The organism is Streptomyces sp. NBC_00536 (genome assembly GCF_036346295.1).
Taxonomy (GTDB): Bacteria; Actinomycetota; Actinomycetes; order Streptomycetales; family Streptomycetaceae; genus Streptomyces.
The window spans coordinates 2,898,630-2,916,762 of record NZ_CP107819.1 but is presented as its reverse complement, the minus strand read 5'-3'; the positions used below and the strand labels follow the sequence as shown (position 1 = coordinate 2,916,762).

Sequence of the window (18,133 nt, the reverse complement as noted above, 5' to 3'; positions counted from 1 at the left end):
GCGCGCTGCGCGTGCTCCTCGCCGACGCCGGCCGCTCCGGGGGCCGCTCGCCCTCCGACTTCCCGCTGGTCCGCCTGGAGCAGCGCGACATCGACCTCCTGGAGCGGGACGGCCGTTCGCTGGCCGACGTGCTCCCCCTGGCACCGCTCCAGGAAGGGCTCCTCTTCCACTCGCTGTACGACCAGCGCGACCCGGACGTCTACACGGTCCAGTTCGGGCTGGACCTGGAGGGCGACCCCCGCACCGACGTGCTGCGCACGGCCGTCCGGGCGCTGCTGGCCCGCCACGCCAACCTCCGCGCGGGATTCGCGTACGAGGGCCTCTCCCAGCCCGTCCAGTTCATCCCGGCCGGGGTGGAGGTCCCCTGGACCGAGCGCGACCTCGGCGGCCTGGCCGACGGGGAGCGGACCGCCGAGATCGCCCGTGTGATGCGGGAGGCGCGGTCGGAGCGCTTCGACGCCACCCGGCCCCCGCTGCTGCGCTGCACCCTGCTCCGCCTCGGCGGCGGCCGGGCCCGCCTCGTGCTGACGTTCCACCACATCCTGCTGGACGGCTGGTCCACGCCGGTCCTGCTGGACGAGCTGATGCGGCTGTACGCCTCCGGGGGCGACCCGGCGGGGCTGCCCGAGGCCCGTCCGTACGCGGGCTACCTGGGCTGGGTCGGCCGGCAGGACCGGGCGGCCTCCGAGCGGGCCTGGCGGACGGTCCTCGACGAGTCGGTCGAGCCCACGCTGCTGGTGCACGCGGACCCGGACCGGGCCGCGGTCGCCACCGAGAAGCTCTCCGTCACCTTCGGCGGCGAGCTGGTGGCCGGGCTCACCGCACTTGCGGGCCGCCACGGGACCACCATGAACACGGTCGTCCAGGCCGCCTGGGGGCTGCTGCTCTCCCGGCTCACCGGCCACGACGACGTGGTGTTCGGCGCCACCGTCTCCGGCAGGCCGCCGGAGGTCCCCGGCATCGAGCGGATGGTGGGCCTGTTCATCAACACCGTCCCCGTACGCGTCGCCCACCGGCCCGGCGAGCGGGCCGACGTCCTGCTCTCCCGCCTGTGGAACCAGCAGGTCGACCTGACGGCGCACCAGCACATCCGGCTCGTCGACCTCCAGCGGATCGTGGGCAAGGGCGAACTCTTCGACACCCTGCTCGTGTTCCAGAACATCCCGGCCGACGGGGCCGGGTTCGGCGGCGCCTGCGACCAGGTCCGCGCCGTCGACCTGGAGATGAACGACGCGACCCACTACCCGCTCACCCTGGACGCGGGACTCTCCGGCGACCAGCTGCACTGCGGACTGGGCTACCGCCCCGACCTGATCACCAAGGCCGAGGCCGAGACCGTCGCACAGGGTCTGCGTGAGGTGCTGGAAGCCCTCGCGGGCGGCCTGCGCGCACCGGCCCCGGCGGACGGGGATCCGCTGACCGCGTGGTGGGCGGGGATCCGCGCCCGCCTGGCGCCGACGGCGGGCGGGGACGCTCCCGCGGCCCCGGCCGGAGAACCGGCCGCCGACGGCGGGGCGGCGGACACCGCCTCCCGCGAGGCCGTGCTGGCCGGGCTCTTCGCCGAACTCCTCGGCGCTCCCGGGGTCGGTCCCGACGACGACTTCTTCGAACTGGGCGGCGACAGCATCGTCTCCATCCAGCTCGCGGGCCGGGCCCGCAAGGCGGGGCTGCTGATCAGCCTGCGGGACGTCTTCAAGCACAAGACGGTCCGGGCACTCGCCCGGATCGCCAGGACGGACGAGCAGCGGACCGCCGAGGCCCCCGAGGACGCCATCGGCGAACTCGCCCTCACCCCGGTCATGCTCGACCTGTACGAGCGGGGCGGCCCGACGGACGCCGTCCACCAGGCGGCCCTCCTCCAACTGCCCGCGGACTGCACGCGGGAGCGGCTCGCGGCCACCCTCCAGGCCGTCGTCGACCACCACGACACCCTGCGCTCGCGGATCGTCTCCGGCCCCGACGGCCGGCGCCTGGTCGTCGCCCCCCGGGGCGCCGTCGACGCGGCCGCGCTGCTGAGCCGCAGCGACATCGCGGACGTGGCGCAGCGGGACCTGATCGGTGTGGTCGCCGGGACGCAGACCCGCGTGCAGGACGAACTCTCGCCCGCCGACGGCGCCATGATCCGCGCGGTCTGGTTCGACGCGGGCCCCGACCGGCCGGGGCGGCTGCTCGTACTGGTCCACCACCTCGCCGTGGACGGCGTGTCCTGGCGCGTGCTCCAGGAAGACCTGAAGCACGCGTGGGAGGCGCTGGCGGAGGGCCGAGAACCCCGGCTCGAACCCGTCGGGACCTCCTTCCGGCGCTGGTCCTCCGTCCTGGCGGAGCAGGCGCTCACCCCGGCGCGGACCGGGGAGCTGGAGCTGTGGAGGACGGTCCTCGCCACCGGGGACCCGCTCCTGTCGCACCGGCCCCTCGACCCCGCCCGCGACGTCGTCGCCACGGCCCGCCAGCTGACCGTGACCCTGCCCGACGCGGTGGCCGGACCCCTCCTCGGACGGGTGCCCGCGGTGTTCAACGCGGCCGTCGACGAGGTGCTGCTGACCGGGCTGGCCCTGGCGGTCGCCCGCTGGCGCACGGACCGCGCCGCCGCAGACGCAGGCTCCGCGGTGCTGGTGGGCCTGGAGGGCCACGGCCGGGAGGAGATAGCCGACGGGGTGGACCTGTCCCGCACGGTGGGCTGGTTCACCAGCATCTACCCGGTGGCCGTCGACCCGGGCACGGCAACCACTGCGGCGTCCCCCGATTTGGGCACCGCGCTGAAGCGGGTCAAGGAGCAGCTGCGCGCCGTCCCGGACAAGGGGATCGGCTACGGCCTGCTGCGCCACCTCAACGCGGAGACCGGCCGGGAACTCGCCGGGTACGCCGAGCCGCAGATCGGCTTCAACTACCTCGGCCGGTTCGGTGCCGTGGACGAGGCCGCCACCCGCTCCGCGGACTGGGCGGCGCCGCCCGAGGCGACCGAGACCCTCGGCAGCGGCGGCGGCGACGCCCGGCCGCTGGCCCACGCCGTCGGCCTCAGCGCCGTGGCGCAGGACCGGCCCGACGGCGTACGGCTGGTGGCCATCTGGTCCTGGCCCGGCGAACTCTTCGACGAGCCGGAGATCCGCGGGCTCGCCGACCTGTGGTTCCGGGCGCTGGCGGACCTGACCGAGTTCGCGGAACGCCCCGAGGCCGGTGGCCTCACCCCGTCCGACCTGTCCCTGCTCGACCTGTCGCAGGACGAGATCGATGAATTCGAAAGTGATCTGAGCTGATGAAAGGAAACAGCAAAGTGACGAAGGCTGGATTCGTCGACATCTGGCCGCTGTCCCCCCTCCAGAAGGGCATGCTCTTCCATGCCCTCTACGAGGACCGGGGCGCGGACGTGTACGTCATCCAGATGGCGCTCGACCTGCGGCGCGATCTCGACGTGAGCGCGCTGCGGGGCGCCGTGACGGGCGTACTGCGCCGGCACGAGAACCTCCGGGCCTCGTTCCGCAACCGCGCCTCGGGCGAGCCGGTCCAGGTCATCCTCCGTGACGCGGAGCCCGACTGGTCCGAGACCGACATCAGCGCCCTGGAACCGGGCGAGCGCGCGGGCGAACTCCAGCGGCTGCTCGACGCCGACCGGACCCGCGCCTTCGACCTGTCCCGCCCGCCGCTGCGGTTCACGCTGGTCAAGGTCGGTGCGCAGGAGTACCGCTTCGTCTTCACCGCCCACCACATCCTGCTCGACGGCTGGTCCATGCCGCTGGTCCTCGGCGAGCTGATGGCGCTCTACAACAACGGCGGCGACACCGCGCAGCTGCCCCCGGTCATCCCGTACAAGGACTACCTCGGCTGGCTGGGCCGGCAGGACCGCGCCGAGGCCGAGCTGGCCTGGAAGCGGGCCCTGGCGGACACGGAGCCGACCCTCGTGGCCGGCGGCGGCGCCACGGCCGGGCTGCCCGAGACGCTGATCGAAGAGGTCCCCGCGCAGCTGTCGGCCGCGCTGATCGAGCGGGCCCGGTCCCTCGGACTGACCCTCAACAGCGTGGTCCAGACGGCCTGGGGCATCGTGCTCGGCGCGCTGACCGGCCGCGACGACGTGGTCTTCGGCGAGACGGTCTCCGGCCGTCCCCCGGAGCTGTCCGGCGTCGAGAAGATGGTCGGCCTCTTCATCAACACCCTGCCCGTGCGGCTGCGGATCGACGCCGCGCTGACGCTCGGCGACCAGGTCCGGGGCCTCCAGGACCAGCAGGCCGACCTGCTCGCCCACAAGCACCTCGGGCTCGCCGAGATCCAGCAGCTGATCGGCAGCGGACCGCTGTTCGACGCCATCACGATCTTCGCGAACTACCCGATCGACACGGACACCCTCCAGGACTCCGCCGAAGGGATCGGCGCCGTCGCGGCCTCCACCGTGGACGCCACGCATTACGCCCTCAACCTGGAAGGCACCGTGCGCGGCGAGCGGATGACGGTCCGCCTCGACCACCGCACCGACCTCTTCGCCGCGGGCGCCGGGCGCGAGATCCTCGACCGGCTCCTGGGCGTCCTCGCGGCCTTCGCGGCCGATCCCGGGCAGCGCGTCGGCTCCGTCACGCTCTTCACCGCCGCCGACCGCCGCCGCCTGGTCCTGTCCGGGCCCGCCGCACCCGCCCCGGCGGCCGCGGACGCGTCGCCCGCCCCGGACGCCGCCGGATCCGGCGCGCCCGAGGGCGAGCGCGAGGCCCTGCTGGTCCGGCTGTTCGCCGAGGTGCTCGGCGTCAGTGACGTCTCCGTCCACGACAGCTTCTTCGAGCGCGGCGGCGACTCCATCAGCTCCATCCAGCTCGCGCACCGCGCCCGCAAGGCGGGCATCGCGCTGAGCCTGCGGGAGATCTTCGAGCACAAGACCGTGGCCCGGCTCGCCGCGCTCGCCGACGCCGGACGCCCGGCGCCCGCCGTCGCCGACGACGGCACCGGACCGGTGCCACTCACCCCGATCATGCACTGGCAGCAGGCCCAGGGCGGTCCCGTCGACCGCTTCAACCAGACCATGACCGTCCCCGTACCGGCCGGCCTCGACGAGGACCGGGTCCGCGCCGCCGTACAGGCCCTCCTCGACCGGCACGACGCGCTGCGGCTGCGGCTGACCGACGGCCCCCGGGGCTGGGAGCTGGACATCGCCGCCCCCGGCGCGGTCCTGGCGCAGGACTGCGTCCGGCGCGCCGAACCCGGCGACGACGACGCGTCGGCCGCGCAGGTCCGGGCGGCCATGGAGCGGCTCGCACCCGCCGAGGGCCGGATGCTCCAGGCCGTCTGGTCCGACGCCGGAGCGGACACCGAGGGCCGCCTCGCCCTGGTCGTCCACCACCTGGCCGTCGACGGCGTCTCCTGGCGCATCCTGCTGCCCGACCTGGAAGCCGCCTTCGCCGCGCTCCTGGCCGGTGAGGAGATACGGCTCGACCCGGTCGGCACCTCCTTCCGCCGCTGGTCGCGGCAGCTGGCCGAGGAGGCCCGCTCCGAGACCCGCGCCGGTGAACTGGAGCTGTGGCGTGCGGTGCTGGCCACCGACGACCCGCTGCTCGCCGACCGCCGCACCGACCCCGCCCGTGACGTGGTGGGCGTGGGACGGCAGCTGTCCGTGACCCTGCCCGCCCCGGCGACCGCGGCACTGCTGGGCCGGGTCCCGGCCCTGTTCAAGGCCGGTCCCGACGAGGCGATGCTGACGGCGCTCGCCCTGGCGGTGGCCCGGTGGCGGCGCGCGCGCGGACGCGGCGAGGGCTCCGCGGTCCTCGTCGGCCTGGAAGGCCACGGCCGCGAGGAGATCGCCGAGGGACTCGACCTGTCCCGCACCGTCGGCTGGTTCACCAGCCTGTACCCCGTCGCGGTCGACCCCGGCACGGCGCCGCAGGACGAACTGTGGTCCGGCGGCCCGGCCCTCGGCGCCGCGTTCAAGGCGGTCAAGGAGCAGCTGCGGGCCGTCCCCGACAAGGGCATCGGCTACGGCCTGCTGCGCCACCTCAACCCGCAGACCGGCCCGGAACTGGCCCGGTACGCCGAACCGCAGATCGGCTTCAACTACCTGGGCCGGCTGGGCCGGGCCGACGCCGAGGACGCCGCCCGCGCCGACACCGTACGGGTCCGCGACCTGACGGGCGCCGCCGACGGGGCGATGCCGCTGGCGTACACCCTGGAACTGAACGCGGCGGCCGTGGAGCACCCCGAGGGGCAGCGCCTCGTCGCCTCCTGGACCTGGTCCGGCGAACTCCTCGCCGAGGACGAGGTCCGGGAGATCGCCGCCCTGTGGTTCACCGCCCTGGAGGCCCTGGCGGCGCACGCCGAGCGGCCCGGCGCCGGTGGCCTCACCCCCTCGGACCTGCCCCTGGTGGAGGTCTCCCAGGAGGAGATCCTCCGCCTGGAGCGGCACCCGGCGGGCGCGGCGGACGTCCTGTCGCTCTCCCCGCTCCAGCAGGGCCTGCACTTCCACGGCCTGTACGACGAGGGCGTCGCGGACGTCTACACCATCCAGTCGGCCCTCGCCCTGGACGGCCCCCTGGACCCGGAGGTCCTGCACCGCTCGGCGCGCACCCTGCTGCGCCGCCACGACAACCTGCGCGCCTACTTCGTCACGGGCGCCGCGGGCCCGCCCCTCCAGGTCGTGCCCCGGGACGCCGAACTGCCCTGGACCGAAACCGACCTCGGCCACCTGGCCGGGGACGCCCAGGACGAGGCGCTCGCCCGGCTGCTCGCCGAGGACCGGAGCACCCGCTTCGACCTGGAGTCGCCCCCGCTGGTGCGCTGCACCCTGGTGCGGCTCGCGGAGCGGCGCCACCGGTTCGTCCTCACCGTGCACCACATCGCGCTGGACGGCTGGTCCATGCCGCTGCTGGCCGGTGAACTCTTCGAGCTGTACGGCAAGGGCGGCGACGACGCGTCCCTGCCCCCGGTCGTCCCGTACAAGGACTACCTGGTGTGGCTGGCCGCCCAGGACCGCGAGGCGTCGCTGGAGGCCTGGCGGTCCGCGCTCGCCGGGGTCGACGAGCCGACGCTGATCGCCCCCGCGGGCCAGGGCCGCGACCCGCTCGCCCCGGAGAAGCTCTCCGTGGAACTGCCCGAGGCGCTGACCGGGACGCTCGTCTCCCGGGCCCGGGAGCACGGGCTCACCGTCAACACCGTGGTGCAGTCCGCGTGGGGCGTGGTGCTCGGCGCCCTGACCGCGCGCGAGGACGCCGTCTTCGGCGCGACGGTCTCCGGCCGCCCGCCGGAGCTGCCGGGCGTCGAGAAGATGCTGGGCCTGTTCATCAACACCCTCCCGGTCCGCGTCCGCACCCTGCGCGACGACTCCCTGCTGTCCCTGATGACCCGGGTACAGACCCAGCAGGCGGGCCTCCTCGCCCACCAGCACCTGGGACTGGCCGACGTACAGCGCCTCACCGGGACGGGCGAACTCTTCGACACGGTCCTCGTGTTCGAGAACTACCCCGTCGACATCGAGAGCCTGGAGGACTCCGCGCAGGAACTGGGCGTGGTCGACGCCCAGGTGCACGACTCCATGCACTATCCGCTGGCCCTGGGCGTGATGCAGCGCGGCAGCGAGATGGCCCTGCACTGGCAGTACCGCCCCGACCTGTTCGGGCGGGCGGACGTGGCGGCCATCGCCGACCGCGTGCTGCGCCTGCTCGAAGACTTCGCCGAGGACCCCGCACGGCCCCTCGCCGGCGCCGCGCTGGTCTCCGTCGCGGAACGCGCGCTGATGGTCGCGAGCGGCTCCGCCCCCGGCGGCCCGGCCGTGCCCGCCACCTTCCCCGACCTCCTCGCGGCGCGGGTCGCGGCGCACCCCGGGGCGCCGGCCGTGGACGCCGGCCCCCATGGCACGCTCGACTACGCCGGGCTCGACGCGCGGGCGAACCGGCTGGCCCACCTGCTGATCGGCCAGGGGGCCGGACCGGAGCGGACCGTGGCCCTCGTCCTGGGCCGGTCCGTGGACTCCGTGTGCGCGCAGCTCGCCGTGCTCAAGACGGGCGCCGCCTACCTGCCCGTCGACCCCGAGTACCCGGCGGACCGGATCGCCTTCATGCTGGCGGACGCCGCGCCGAGCGCGGTCCTCACGACGGCCGCCCACCGCGGCGCGGTGCCGCGGGGGCTGGACGCCCCGGTGACCGTCCTCGACGACGAGGCGGTCACGGCGCGCCTCGCCGGGCTGGCGGACACCGCGCCCACCGACGCGGACCGCACCTCCCCGCTGTCCGTCGACAGCCCCGCCTACGTCATCTACACCTCCGGATCCACCGGTGTGCCCAAGGGCGTCGTGGTCACGCACCGCGGCCTCGCCGCCTTCGCCGCGGCGGAGCGCGAGCGCTTCGACGTGACGCCGGACAGCCGGGTGCTCCAGTACGCGTCCCCGAGCTTCGACGCGTCGGTGATGGAGCTGTGCATGACGCTCCTGGCGGGCGCCACCCTCGTGGTGCCCGAGCCGGGCCCGCTGGCCGGCGACCCGCTGGCCGAGGTGCTCGCCGGACGCGCCGTGACGCACCTGCAGATCCAGCCCGCCGCGCTGGCCACTGTGTCCCCCGACGCGGTGCCCGGAGTGCGCAGCCTGGTCGTCGGCGGCGACGCGGTCTCCGCCGCGCTCGTCGAGCGCTGGAGCCCGGGCCGCCGGATGGTCGTCGCCTACGGCCCCACCGAGGCCACGGTCGCCACCACGCTGAGCGCGCCGCTCTCGGCCGCCGACGGACTCCCGCCCATCGGCGCGCCGATCCAGGGGACCCGGGCGTACGTGCTCGACGCCTCCCTGCGGCTCGTCCCGCCGGGCGTCTCCGGCGAGCTGTACCTGGCGGGCGTCTCCCTGGCCCGCGGGTACCTGGGCCGCGCCCCGCTCACCTCGGAGCGTTTCGTCGCCGACCCCTTCGGGGCCCCCGGCGAGCGGATGTACCGCACCGGGGACGTCGTGCGCAGGCGGGCCGACGGCGTGCTCGACTTCGTCGGACGCGACGACCAGCAGGTCAAGATCCGCGGCGTGCGCATCGAACTCGGCGAGATCCAGACGGCCCTGACCCGCCACCCCGACGTCGACCGGGCCGTGGTGGTGGCGCACGAGGCGCAGGGGACCAAGCGCCTGGTGGCCTACGTGGTCCCGGTGTCCGGCGCCGCGCCGGACGCGGAATCGCTCACCGCCCATGTCGCGCGGACCCTCCCGCAGCACATGGTCCCGGCGCTGTTCGTCCCGCTGGAATCGCTGCCCCTGACCGTCAACGGCAAACTGGACCGCAAGGCGCTGCCCGAGCCGGAGTTCACCGGCGGCGGCGAGCCGTCCAGGGAGCCCCGCGACGCCACCGAGGCGACGCTCTGCGCGCTGTTCGCGGAGGTCCTCGGACTGGAGCGGGCCGATGTCGGTACGGGCTTCTTCGCCGCGGGCGGCGACAGCATCAGCTCCATCCAGCTCGTCGGCAAGGCGCGCGCGGCGGGGCTGCGGTTCACCCCGCGCGACGTGTTCCTCCACCGCACCCCGGAGGCCCTCGCGGCCGCCGTCGGCGCGGCGGCCGAGGCCCCCGCCGACCTCCCCGCCCCCGTGGCGGGCGACGGGGTCGGCGACGTCCCGCTGACGCCGATCATCCACTGGATCCGCGAACGCGGCGGAGCCGTCGACCAGTTCAACCAGACCATGTCCCTCCCGGTCCCCGCGGGCGCCGACAGCGCCCTGGTGCACGCGGCGCTCCAGGCGGTCCTCGACCACCACGACGCCCTGCGGATGACCCTGTCCCGGATCGGGGACGACTTCGGCTGGTCGCTGGAGACCGCCCCGGCCGGCACGGTGCGCGCCGCGGACCACGTGCACCGCGTGGACGCGGCCGCCCTGATCGCCTCCGGGCTGACGGAGGCGGAACTCGACGCCCGCGCGGCCCGGGAGATCACCGACGCCCAGGGCCGGCTGGATCCCGCGGCCGGGGCGATGGTCGAGTGCGTCTGGTTCGACGCGGGCGGCGACGCCCCGGGCCGGCTCACCGTCGTGGCGCACCACCTGGTCGTCGACGGAGTGTCCTGGCGGATCCTGCTGCCCGACCTGGAAGCCGCCTTCGAGGCACTGACGGCGGGCCGCCCGGTGCTGCTGGAACCGGTCGGCACCTCCTTCCGCCGCTGGTCGCAGCAGCTGACCGAGCTGGCCGGCGCACCGGAACGGATGCGGGAACTCGCCCTGTGGCGGGGGATCCTCGACGGCCCGGACCCGCTGCTGACCAACCTGCCGCTGGACCCCACCCGGGACACCTTCGGCTCGGCCGCCTCGCTCAGCCTGAACCTGCCCGCCCACCTGACCCAGCCCCTGCTGGGCCGGATCCCCGCACTGTTCAACGCCGGGATCAACGACGTCCTGCTCACCGCGCTCGCCCTGGCCGTCATCGACTGGCGGGAGCGGACCGGACGCGGCGAGGGCACCGACGTCCTGATCGACCTGGAGGGACACGGCCGCGAGGAGATCGCCGACGGCGTGGACCTCTCCCGTACCGTCGGCTGGTTCACCAGCCTCTACCCGCTGCGGCTGACCCCCGGCGAAACCCCCTCCGACGAGCTGTGGGCGGGCGGCGCGGGCGTCGGCCGGGCGGTCAAGCGGATCAAGGAGCAGCTGCGGGTCCTGCCCGACAACGGCATCGGCTTCGGCCTGCTGCGCCACCTCAACCCGCAGACCGCGCAGGTCCTGGGGCGCTACCCGCAGCCCCAGATCGGCTTCAACTACCTGGGCCGGCTCGGCACCGCCGAAGGGGCCGCCCCCACCGGGCGGCCGGAGGTCAACCACGACCTCTCGGGCGTGGCCGAGGCGGCGATGGCGCTGCCGCACGCGATGGACCTCACCGCGACGGCCGTCACCCACCCCGACGGTCCGCACCTCGTCGCGAACTGGATCTGGGCCCAGGAACTGTTCTCCGACGAGGACGTCCGCGCACTCGCCGAGACCTGGTTCCGGGCCCTGGAGGCGATCGTCCTGCACGCCGAGGGCACGCGGTCGGCAGGCGGGCTCAGCCCCTCCGACCTCACCCTCGTCACGCTCGGACAGGACGAGATCGACCGGCTGGAATCCGGGCAGAGCGGGATCTCCGACGTGCTGCCGCTCTCCCCGCTCCAGGAGGGCCTGCTCTTCCACGCCCTCTACGACGAGCGCGGCGCCGACATCTACACCACGCTCCTCGCCTTCGACCTGCGCGGAGAGCTGGACGCCGGGACGCTGCGCGAGGCGGCCGCGGCCCTGCTCCGCCGCCACGACAACCTGCGGGCCGCCTTCCGGCCCGGTGCCTCCGGCCAGTCGCTCCAGGTGATCCCCCGCGAGGTGGAACTGCCCTGGCACGAGGTGGACGCGAGCGCGCTGGACGGGGCCGAACTCGACCGGGAGCTGGACCGGCTGACGGCCGCGGCCCTGGCCGAGCGCTTCGACCCGCGCCGGGCGCCGCTGCTGCGCTTCACGCTGGTCAAGACGGGCGAGGCGGCACACCGCCTGATGCTGGCCAACCACCACATCCTGTTCGACGGCTGGTCGGGACCCGTCCTGTCGGCGGAGCTCTTCGAGCTCTACCGCACCGGCGGCGACGACTCCGGCCTGCCGCGCGTCACCCCGTACAAGGAGTACCTGGCCTGGCTCGCGGGCCAGGACCGCGCCGCCGCCGAGGAGGCCTGGCGCACGGTGCTCGACGGGGTCGACGAGCCCACCCTCGTCGCTCCGGCCGACCCGGCCCGCGCACCGATGCGCCCCCGGGTACTGGAGGTGGAGGTGCCCGCCGCGACGACGGCCGCCCTCACCGCGCAGGCGCGCCGCCACGGACTCACCAAGAACACCGTGATCCAGGGCGCCTGGGGGCTGCTGCTCTGCGGGCTCACCGGGCGCGACGACGTGCTCTTCGGGGAGACGGTGAACGGCCGCCCGGCCGAACTCCCCGGCGTGGAGTCCATGGTGGGCCTCTTCATCAACACGCTGCCCGTGCGGGTGCGCGTCGAGCGCGGGGACTCGCTGCTGGCGCTCTTCACCCGGCTCCAGGAGCAGCAGTACGACCTGCTGCCCCACAAGTACCTCGGCCTGACCGACATCCAGCGGATCGCGGGCACCGGGGCGCTCTTCGACACGTCCACCGAATTCAGCAACTACCCCGTCGACGCGGAGAACCTGGAGGACACCGCGCAGGGCCTCGGCATCGTCGACGCCCAGATCCAGGACGGCACCCACTACCCGCTGGCGCTCGGCGCCACGGACAACGGACGGCTGATCACCCTCAAGATCGACTACCGCGCCGACCTGTTCGACGACGAGACGGCCGCGGCCCTGGCCGAGCGGCTGCGCACGGTCCTGGAACGGTTCGCCGCCGACCCCGGGCAGCTCGTCGACTCCCTCGACCCGCTGTCCGCCGCCGAGCGCCACACCCTGCTCGTCGAGTGGAACGACACGGCCCGCGCCGTGCCGTCGGCGGGCATCCCCGAGCTGTTCCGGGCCCAGGCCGCCCGGACGCCCGACGCCCCGGCCGTCGTCTCCGGCGGCGAACGCGTCGACTACCGCGGCCTCGACGAGCGCTCCGACCGCCTCGCCGGCCGGCTCGCCGCGCTCGGAGTGGGCGCGGAGACCCCCGTCGCCGTGCTGATGGAACGCTCCGCCGACGTCCCCGTCGCGCTGCTGGCCGTCCTCAAGGCGGGCGGCGCGTACGTGCCGCTGCGCGACACCGACCCGGTGACCCGGCTGCGGCACGTCATGGACGACACGGGCGCGCCCGTCGTCGTCACCGACCGGGCCCTGGCCGCGCGCGCCGCGGAACTCGGCGTCCACGTCCTGCACGCGGACGAGGACGCCCCGGCCGAGGAGGCTCCGGCCGCCGCGCCGCGGGCGGCCGTCCACCCGGACCAGCTCGCCTACATCATGTACACGTCCGGCTCCACCGGACTGCCCAAGGGCGTGGAGATCACCCAGCGGGACGTGGCCGAGCTGGCCTTCGACCGCCGCTGGGAGGGCGAGGCCCACCAACGGGTCCTCATGCACTCCCCGATGGCCTTCGACGCCTCCACCTACGAGGTGTGGGTCCCGCTGCTCACCGGCGGATGCGTGGTCGTCGCCCCGCCCCGCGAACTCGACGTCGCGGGCCTGGAGCGGGTGCTCGCCGAGCACGAGGTGACCGGCCTGTGGCTCACCGCCGGACTGTTCCGGCTGGTCGCCGACGAGGCGCCGGGCAGCCTGGCCGGCGTCCGCGAGGTGTGGACCGGCGGTGACGTGGTGCCCGCCGCCGCGGTCCGCCGGATCCGCGAGGCCTGCCCCGCCACCGTCGTGGCCGACGGCTACGGGCCGACCGAGACCACCACCTTCGCCCTCGGCCACGTCATCGCCGCCGACGAGCCCGTACCGGCCCACATCCCCGTCGGACGGCCGCTCGACAACATGCGGGTGTACGTCCTGGACGGCGCGCTGCGCCCCGCCCCGGTCTCGGTCGCGGGCGAGCTGTACATCGGCGGCGCCGGACTCGCCCGCGGCTACACGGGCCGCCCCGCGCTCACCGCCGAACGGTTCGTGGCCGACCCGTTCGGCCCCGCGGGAGCCCGGATGTACCGCACCGGTGACCTGGCCCGCTGGACCGCCGAGGGCGTCGTGGAGTTCGTCGGAAGGGCCGACGAACAGATCAAGCTGCGCGGCTTCCGCATCGAACCGGGCGAGATCGAGGAACGCCTCGCGCGCCACCCGGAGGTCGCCCAGGCCGCGGTGGTCGTGCGCGAGGACCGGCCCGGCGACAAGCGCCTCGTCGGATACGTGGTCGGCACCGGAACCGGAGCCGACGGTGTGGACACCGGCGCGCTCAAGGAGTACCTGAGCGGCGAACTGCCGGACTACATGGTGCCCTCGGCCCTGGTCGCCGTCGACAGCCTGCCGCTCACCGCCAACGGGAAGACCGACCGCAAGGCCCTGCCCGCCCCCGAGTACGGGAGCACCGCGGCACGGCGCGCCCCGCGCGACGAACGGGAGACCGCGCTGTGCGCCCTGTACGCCGATGTCCTCGGCGTGGCCGAGATCGGCATCGACGACAGCTTCTTCGACCTCGGCGGCCACTCGCTGCTCGCGACCCGGCTCGTCAACCGGATCCGCAGTGCCTTCGGGGCCGAAGTGCCCGTGCGCGCCGTCTTCGAGGCGCCCTCGGTGGCGGCCCTCGCGGCCCGGCTCACCGGCGCCGACGCGGCCCGCCTGCGCCTGGCACCGGTCGAACGGCCGGAGGTGATCCCGCTGTCCCACGCCCAGCGCAGGCTGTGGTTCATCGACTCGGTGGAGGACACCACCGGTTCGTACAACATCCAGCTCGCCGTGCGGCTGCTCGGTGAACTGGACGCGGAGGCGATGCGGGAGGCCCTCGCCGACGTCGTGGCCCGCCACGAGAGCCTGCGCACGGTCTTCCCCGCCGAGGCGGGCGTGCCGCGCCAGCGGATCCTCGCCACCGACGCCAGCGCCTTCACCCTCGACATCCAAGAGGTGACGGAGGCCGCACTGGACGGCGAGCTGCGCGCGCTGGCGGCGACGGACTTCGACCTGACGGCGGACCTCCCGCTGCGCGCCCGCCTGCTGCGGCTGGCGCCCCGCGAGCACGTGCTGGCGCTCGTCCTGCACCACATCGCCGGTGACGGCTCCTCGCTGGCCCCGCTGGCCCGCGACCTGGGGGCCGCCTACGCCGCCCGCAGGGCGGGCCGGGCACCCGAGTTCACCCCGCTGCCGGTCCAGTACGCCGACTACGCGCTGTGGCAGCAGCGCAGCCTCGGCGACGAGCACGACCCGGACAGCCCCTTCGGGCGCCAGCTCGGCCACTGGCGCACGGCCCTCGCCGGGCTCCCGGAGGAGCTGGAGCTGCCGTTCGACCGGCCGCGCGCCGCGGAGGCGGGCACCGCGGGCGGACACGTGCCGCTCACGGTCCCGGCGGAGCTCGCGCGGGGGGTGCACCGGCTGGCCGCCGAGAGCGGCGCCAGCCTGTTCATGGTGCTGCACGCCGCCGTCGCGGCCCTGCTGCACCGCCTCGGCGCCGGCACCGACATCCCGCTCGGCACCGTGGTCGCGGGCCGCGGCGACGAAGCCCTCGAAGAACTCGTCGGCTTCTTCGTCAACACGCTGGTCCTGCGCACCGACCTGTCCGGCGACCCGGCCTTCCGGGAGCTGGTGGAACGCGTCAAGGCGGCCGACCTGGCGGCCTTCTCCCACCAGGACGTGCCCTTCGAACGGCTGGTGGAGGAGCTGAACCCGGTACGGACCCTGTCCCGCAACCCGCTCTTCCAGGTCGCGATCAGCCTGGAGAACAACGAGGAGGCGGACCTGGAACTGCCGGGCCTCACCCTGGCGCCGCAGCCGACGGAGGCGGAGGTCGCCAAATTCGACCTCTCCTTCGCCTTCGGCGAGGACCAACTGCCCGACGGGACGCCCGTCCTGGGCGGCCGGCTGGAGTACAGCACCGCCCTGTTCGACCGCGCCACCGCCGAGGCCTTCGCCGACCGGCTGGTGCGGCTGCTGGCAGGGGCGGTCGCCGAACCCGGCACCCCCATCGGCGCGATCGGCCTGCTCGGCCCGCGGGAGGAAGCCTTCCTGCGCGAGGTCAACGACACCGCGCGGGACCTCCCGCAGCACACCGTCCCCGCCCTGCTCGCGGCCCGCGCCGCCCGCACCCCGCACGCCGTCGCCCTCACCGGCGGCGGAGAACGGCTCGACCACGCCGAACTCGACGCCCGCGCCAACGCGCTGGCCCGTCGGCTGATCGAGGCGGGCGTCACCCCGGGCGACCGGGTGGCGGTCCTCCAGGAGCGCTCCGTCGCCCTGGTGGTCTCCACCCTCGCGGTCCTGAAGGCGGGAGCGGCGTACGTACCGCTCGACGCCCGCCACCCGGTGCCGCGCCTGGAGGGCATCGTGGAAGAGACCCGCTGCGGCGTGCTCCTCGTCGACCGGGCGCACGCCGGGGTGGAGTTCCGCCACGACGCCGAGGTGCTGACCGTCGACCCCGCCGACGGATCCGGCCCGGCGGACGGGTACGACACCACCGCGCCCGACGTGCGGGCGCACCCCGACCAGCTGGCGTACATCATGTACACCTCCGGGTCGACCGGTAAGCCCAAGGGCATCGGCATCACCCACCGCAACATCGTCGCCCTCGCGGCCGACGAGCGCTTCGCCGCCGGTCACGAGCGGGTCCTGCTGCACTCGCCGTACGCCTTCGACGCCTCGACGTACGAGATGTGGACGCCCCTGCTGGGCGGCGGACGGCTCGTGGTGGCGCCCCCCGGCCAGCTCGACGCGGACGGGCTCCGCACCCTGATCGCGGACGACGGCCTCACCACCGTGTTCATGACCACGGCCCTGTTCAACCTGCTGGCCGAGGAGGACCCGGGCGTCTTCGGCGGGCTCGCCGAGGTCTGGACCGGCGGCGAACAGGTCTCCCCGGCCGCCTTCCAGCGGGTGCTGGACGCCTGCCCGGACACCGCCGTGGTGCACGTCTACGGGCCCACCGAGACCACCGTCTACGCCACCTGCCACCCGCTGCGCGCCCCGTACCGGACCGGCCGGAACGTGCCGATCGGGCGCCCGATGGACAACCAGCGCGCCTACGTGCTGGACGACCTGCTGCGCCCCGTACCGTCCGGCGTGCCCGGCGAGCTGTACCTCGCCGGCGCCGGCACGGCCCGCGGCTACGTCGAACTGCCGGGCATGACCGCCGAGCGCTTCGTGCCCGACCCGTTCGGGACGGCGGGCGACCGCATGTACCGGACCGGCGACGTCGTGCGCTGGAACGCGGCGGGCGAGATCGAGTTCGTCGGCCGGGCCGACCACCAGGTCAAGATCCGCGGCCTGCGCATCGAACTCGGCGAGATCGAGTCCGTCCTGGAGGACCTGCCGGAGGTCTCCCGGGTCCTGCTGACCGTGTGGGAGGAACAGCCCGGCAACAAGAAGCTGGTGGCGTACGTCGTCCCGGTCGCCGGGGAACGGACCATCGGGGAGCGGACCTCCGCGCTGCGGGACGCGGTCGCACGGCGCCTGCCGGACTACATGGTCCCGTCGGCGTTCGTGCTCCTCGACGGCCTCCCCGTGACCGCGAACGGGAAGATCGACCGCAAGGCCCTGCCCGCCCCGGACTTCGGCCCCGCGACCGGCGGCCGGGGACCGCGCACCCCGCGCGAGGAGCTGCTCTGCCGGCTCTGGGCCGAACTGCTCAAGCTGGACCGGGTGGGCATCGACGACAACTTCTTCGAACTCGGCGGCGACAGCATCGTCTCCATCCAGCTGACCAGCCGGATCCGCTCGGTGTTCGGCGTCGAACTGTCCAACCGGGCCGTCTTCCAGGCCCCCACCGTGGCCACCCTCATGGAGGTGATGGACGCGGGCTCACAGCAGGAGGACTCCTTCGACGTGGTGCTGGCACTGCGCACCGGGGGAACGGAGCCCCCGCTGTTCTGCCTGCACCCGGTGGGCGGCGTCAGCTGGATGTACTCCGGTCTGATGCGGCACATCGACGGGGACCGCCCGATCTACGGCATCCAGGCCCGCGGCCTGGCCCGCAAGGAGGAACTGCCCACGTCCGTACCGCAGATGGCCGAGCACTACGTGGAACGGATCCGCGAGGTCCAGCCCGAGGGCCCCTACCACCTGCTCGGCTGGTCGATGGGCGCCCTGCTCGCCCACGAGGTGGCCGTCCAGCTCCAGCGGCAGGGCCAGCGGGTCGCCCTGCTGGCCAACCTCGACCAGGTGCCCGTCAGCTCGGCGGAACTGGGCGGCGAGTACGTCGCCGCCGACGAACAGAAGGTCCTCCTGGCCCTGCTGGACTTCGTCGGGCGCGACCCGGGGATGTTCGGGGAGGGACCGCTGGAACACGACGAGGTGATGGCGGTCCTGCGCGACGAGGGCAGCGCGCTCGCGACCTTCGACGACGAGCACATCCTGCGCATCGGCGAGGTCAACAACAACAACTGGGGCCTGACCGTCGACTACCGGCCCGACGTCTTCGAGGGCGACGTGCTGCTCTTCGTCTCCACACAGGACGACGAGCACCCCGACGACAAGGCGGAGCACTCCCTGGCCCGGCTCCGCCCGTACGTCAGCGGCGCCGTCGAGGTCGTGGAAGTCGACTGCGAACACCGCCAGCTGCTCCAGACCGGACCGGTCGCCGAGATCGGCCGCGCCCTCCAGGACAGGCTCCGCGGCGCGCGCGGCTGA

The 18,133-nt window shown here is 74.5% G+C and carries 2 protein-coding genes (1 of these 2 running past the window's edge); both read left to right on the top strand.

Annotated features, from left to right (window positions below; genetic code table 11):
- Nucleotides 1–3,254: the final stretch of an amino acid adenylation domain-containing protein gene (locus tag OHS33_RS12660; protein WP_330330499.1), read on the top strand. 12,241 nt of this gene lie to the left of the window's left edge; the window shows 3,254 of its 15,495 coding nt (coding positions 12,242–15,495); its start codon lies off the left edge, out of view; its stop codon occupies nucleotides 3,252–3,254.
- Nucleotides 3,254–18,133 carry an amino acid adenylation domain-containing protein gene (locus OHS33_RS12655; RefSeq protein ID WP_443065291.1) on the top strand — a complete coding sequence of 4,960 codons (14,880 nt, stop codon included), beginning with the start codon at nucleotides 3,254–3,256 and terminating at the stop codon, nucleotides 18,131–18,133. The genes OHS33_RS12660 and OHS33_RS12655 overlap by 1 nt, the downstream gene beginning before the upstream one ends.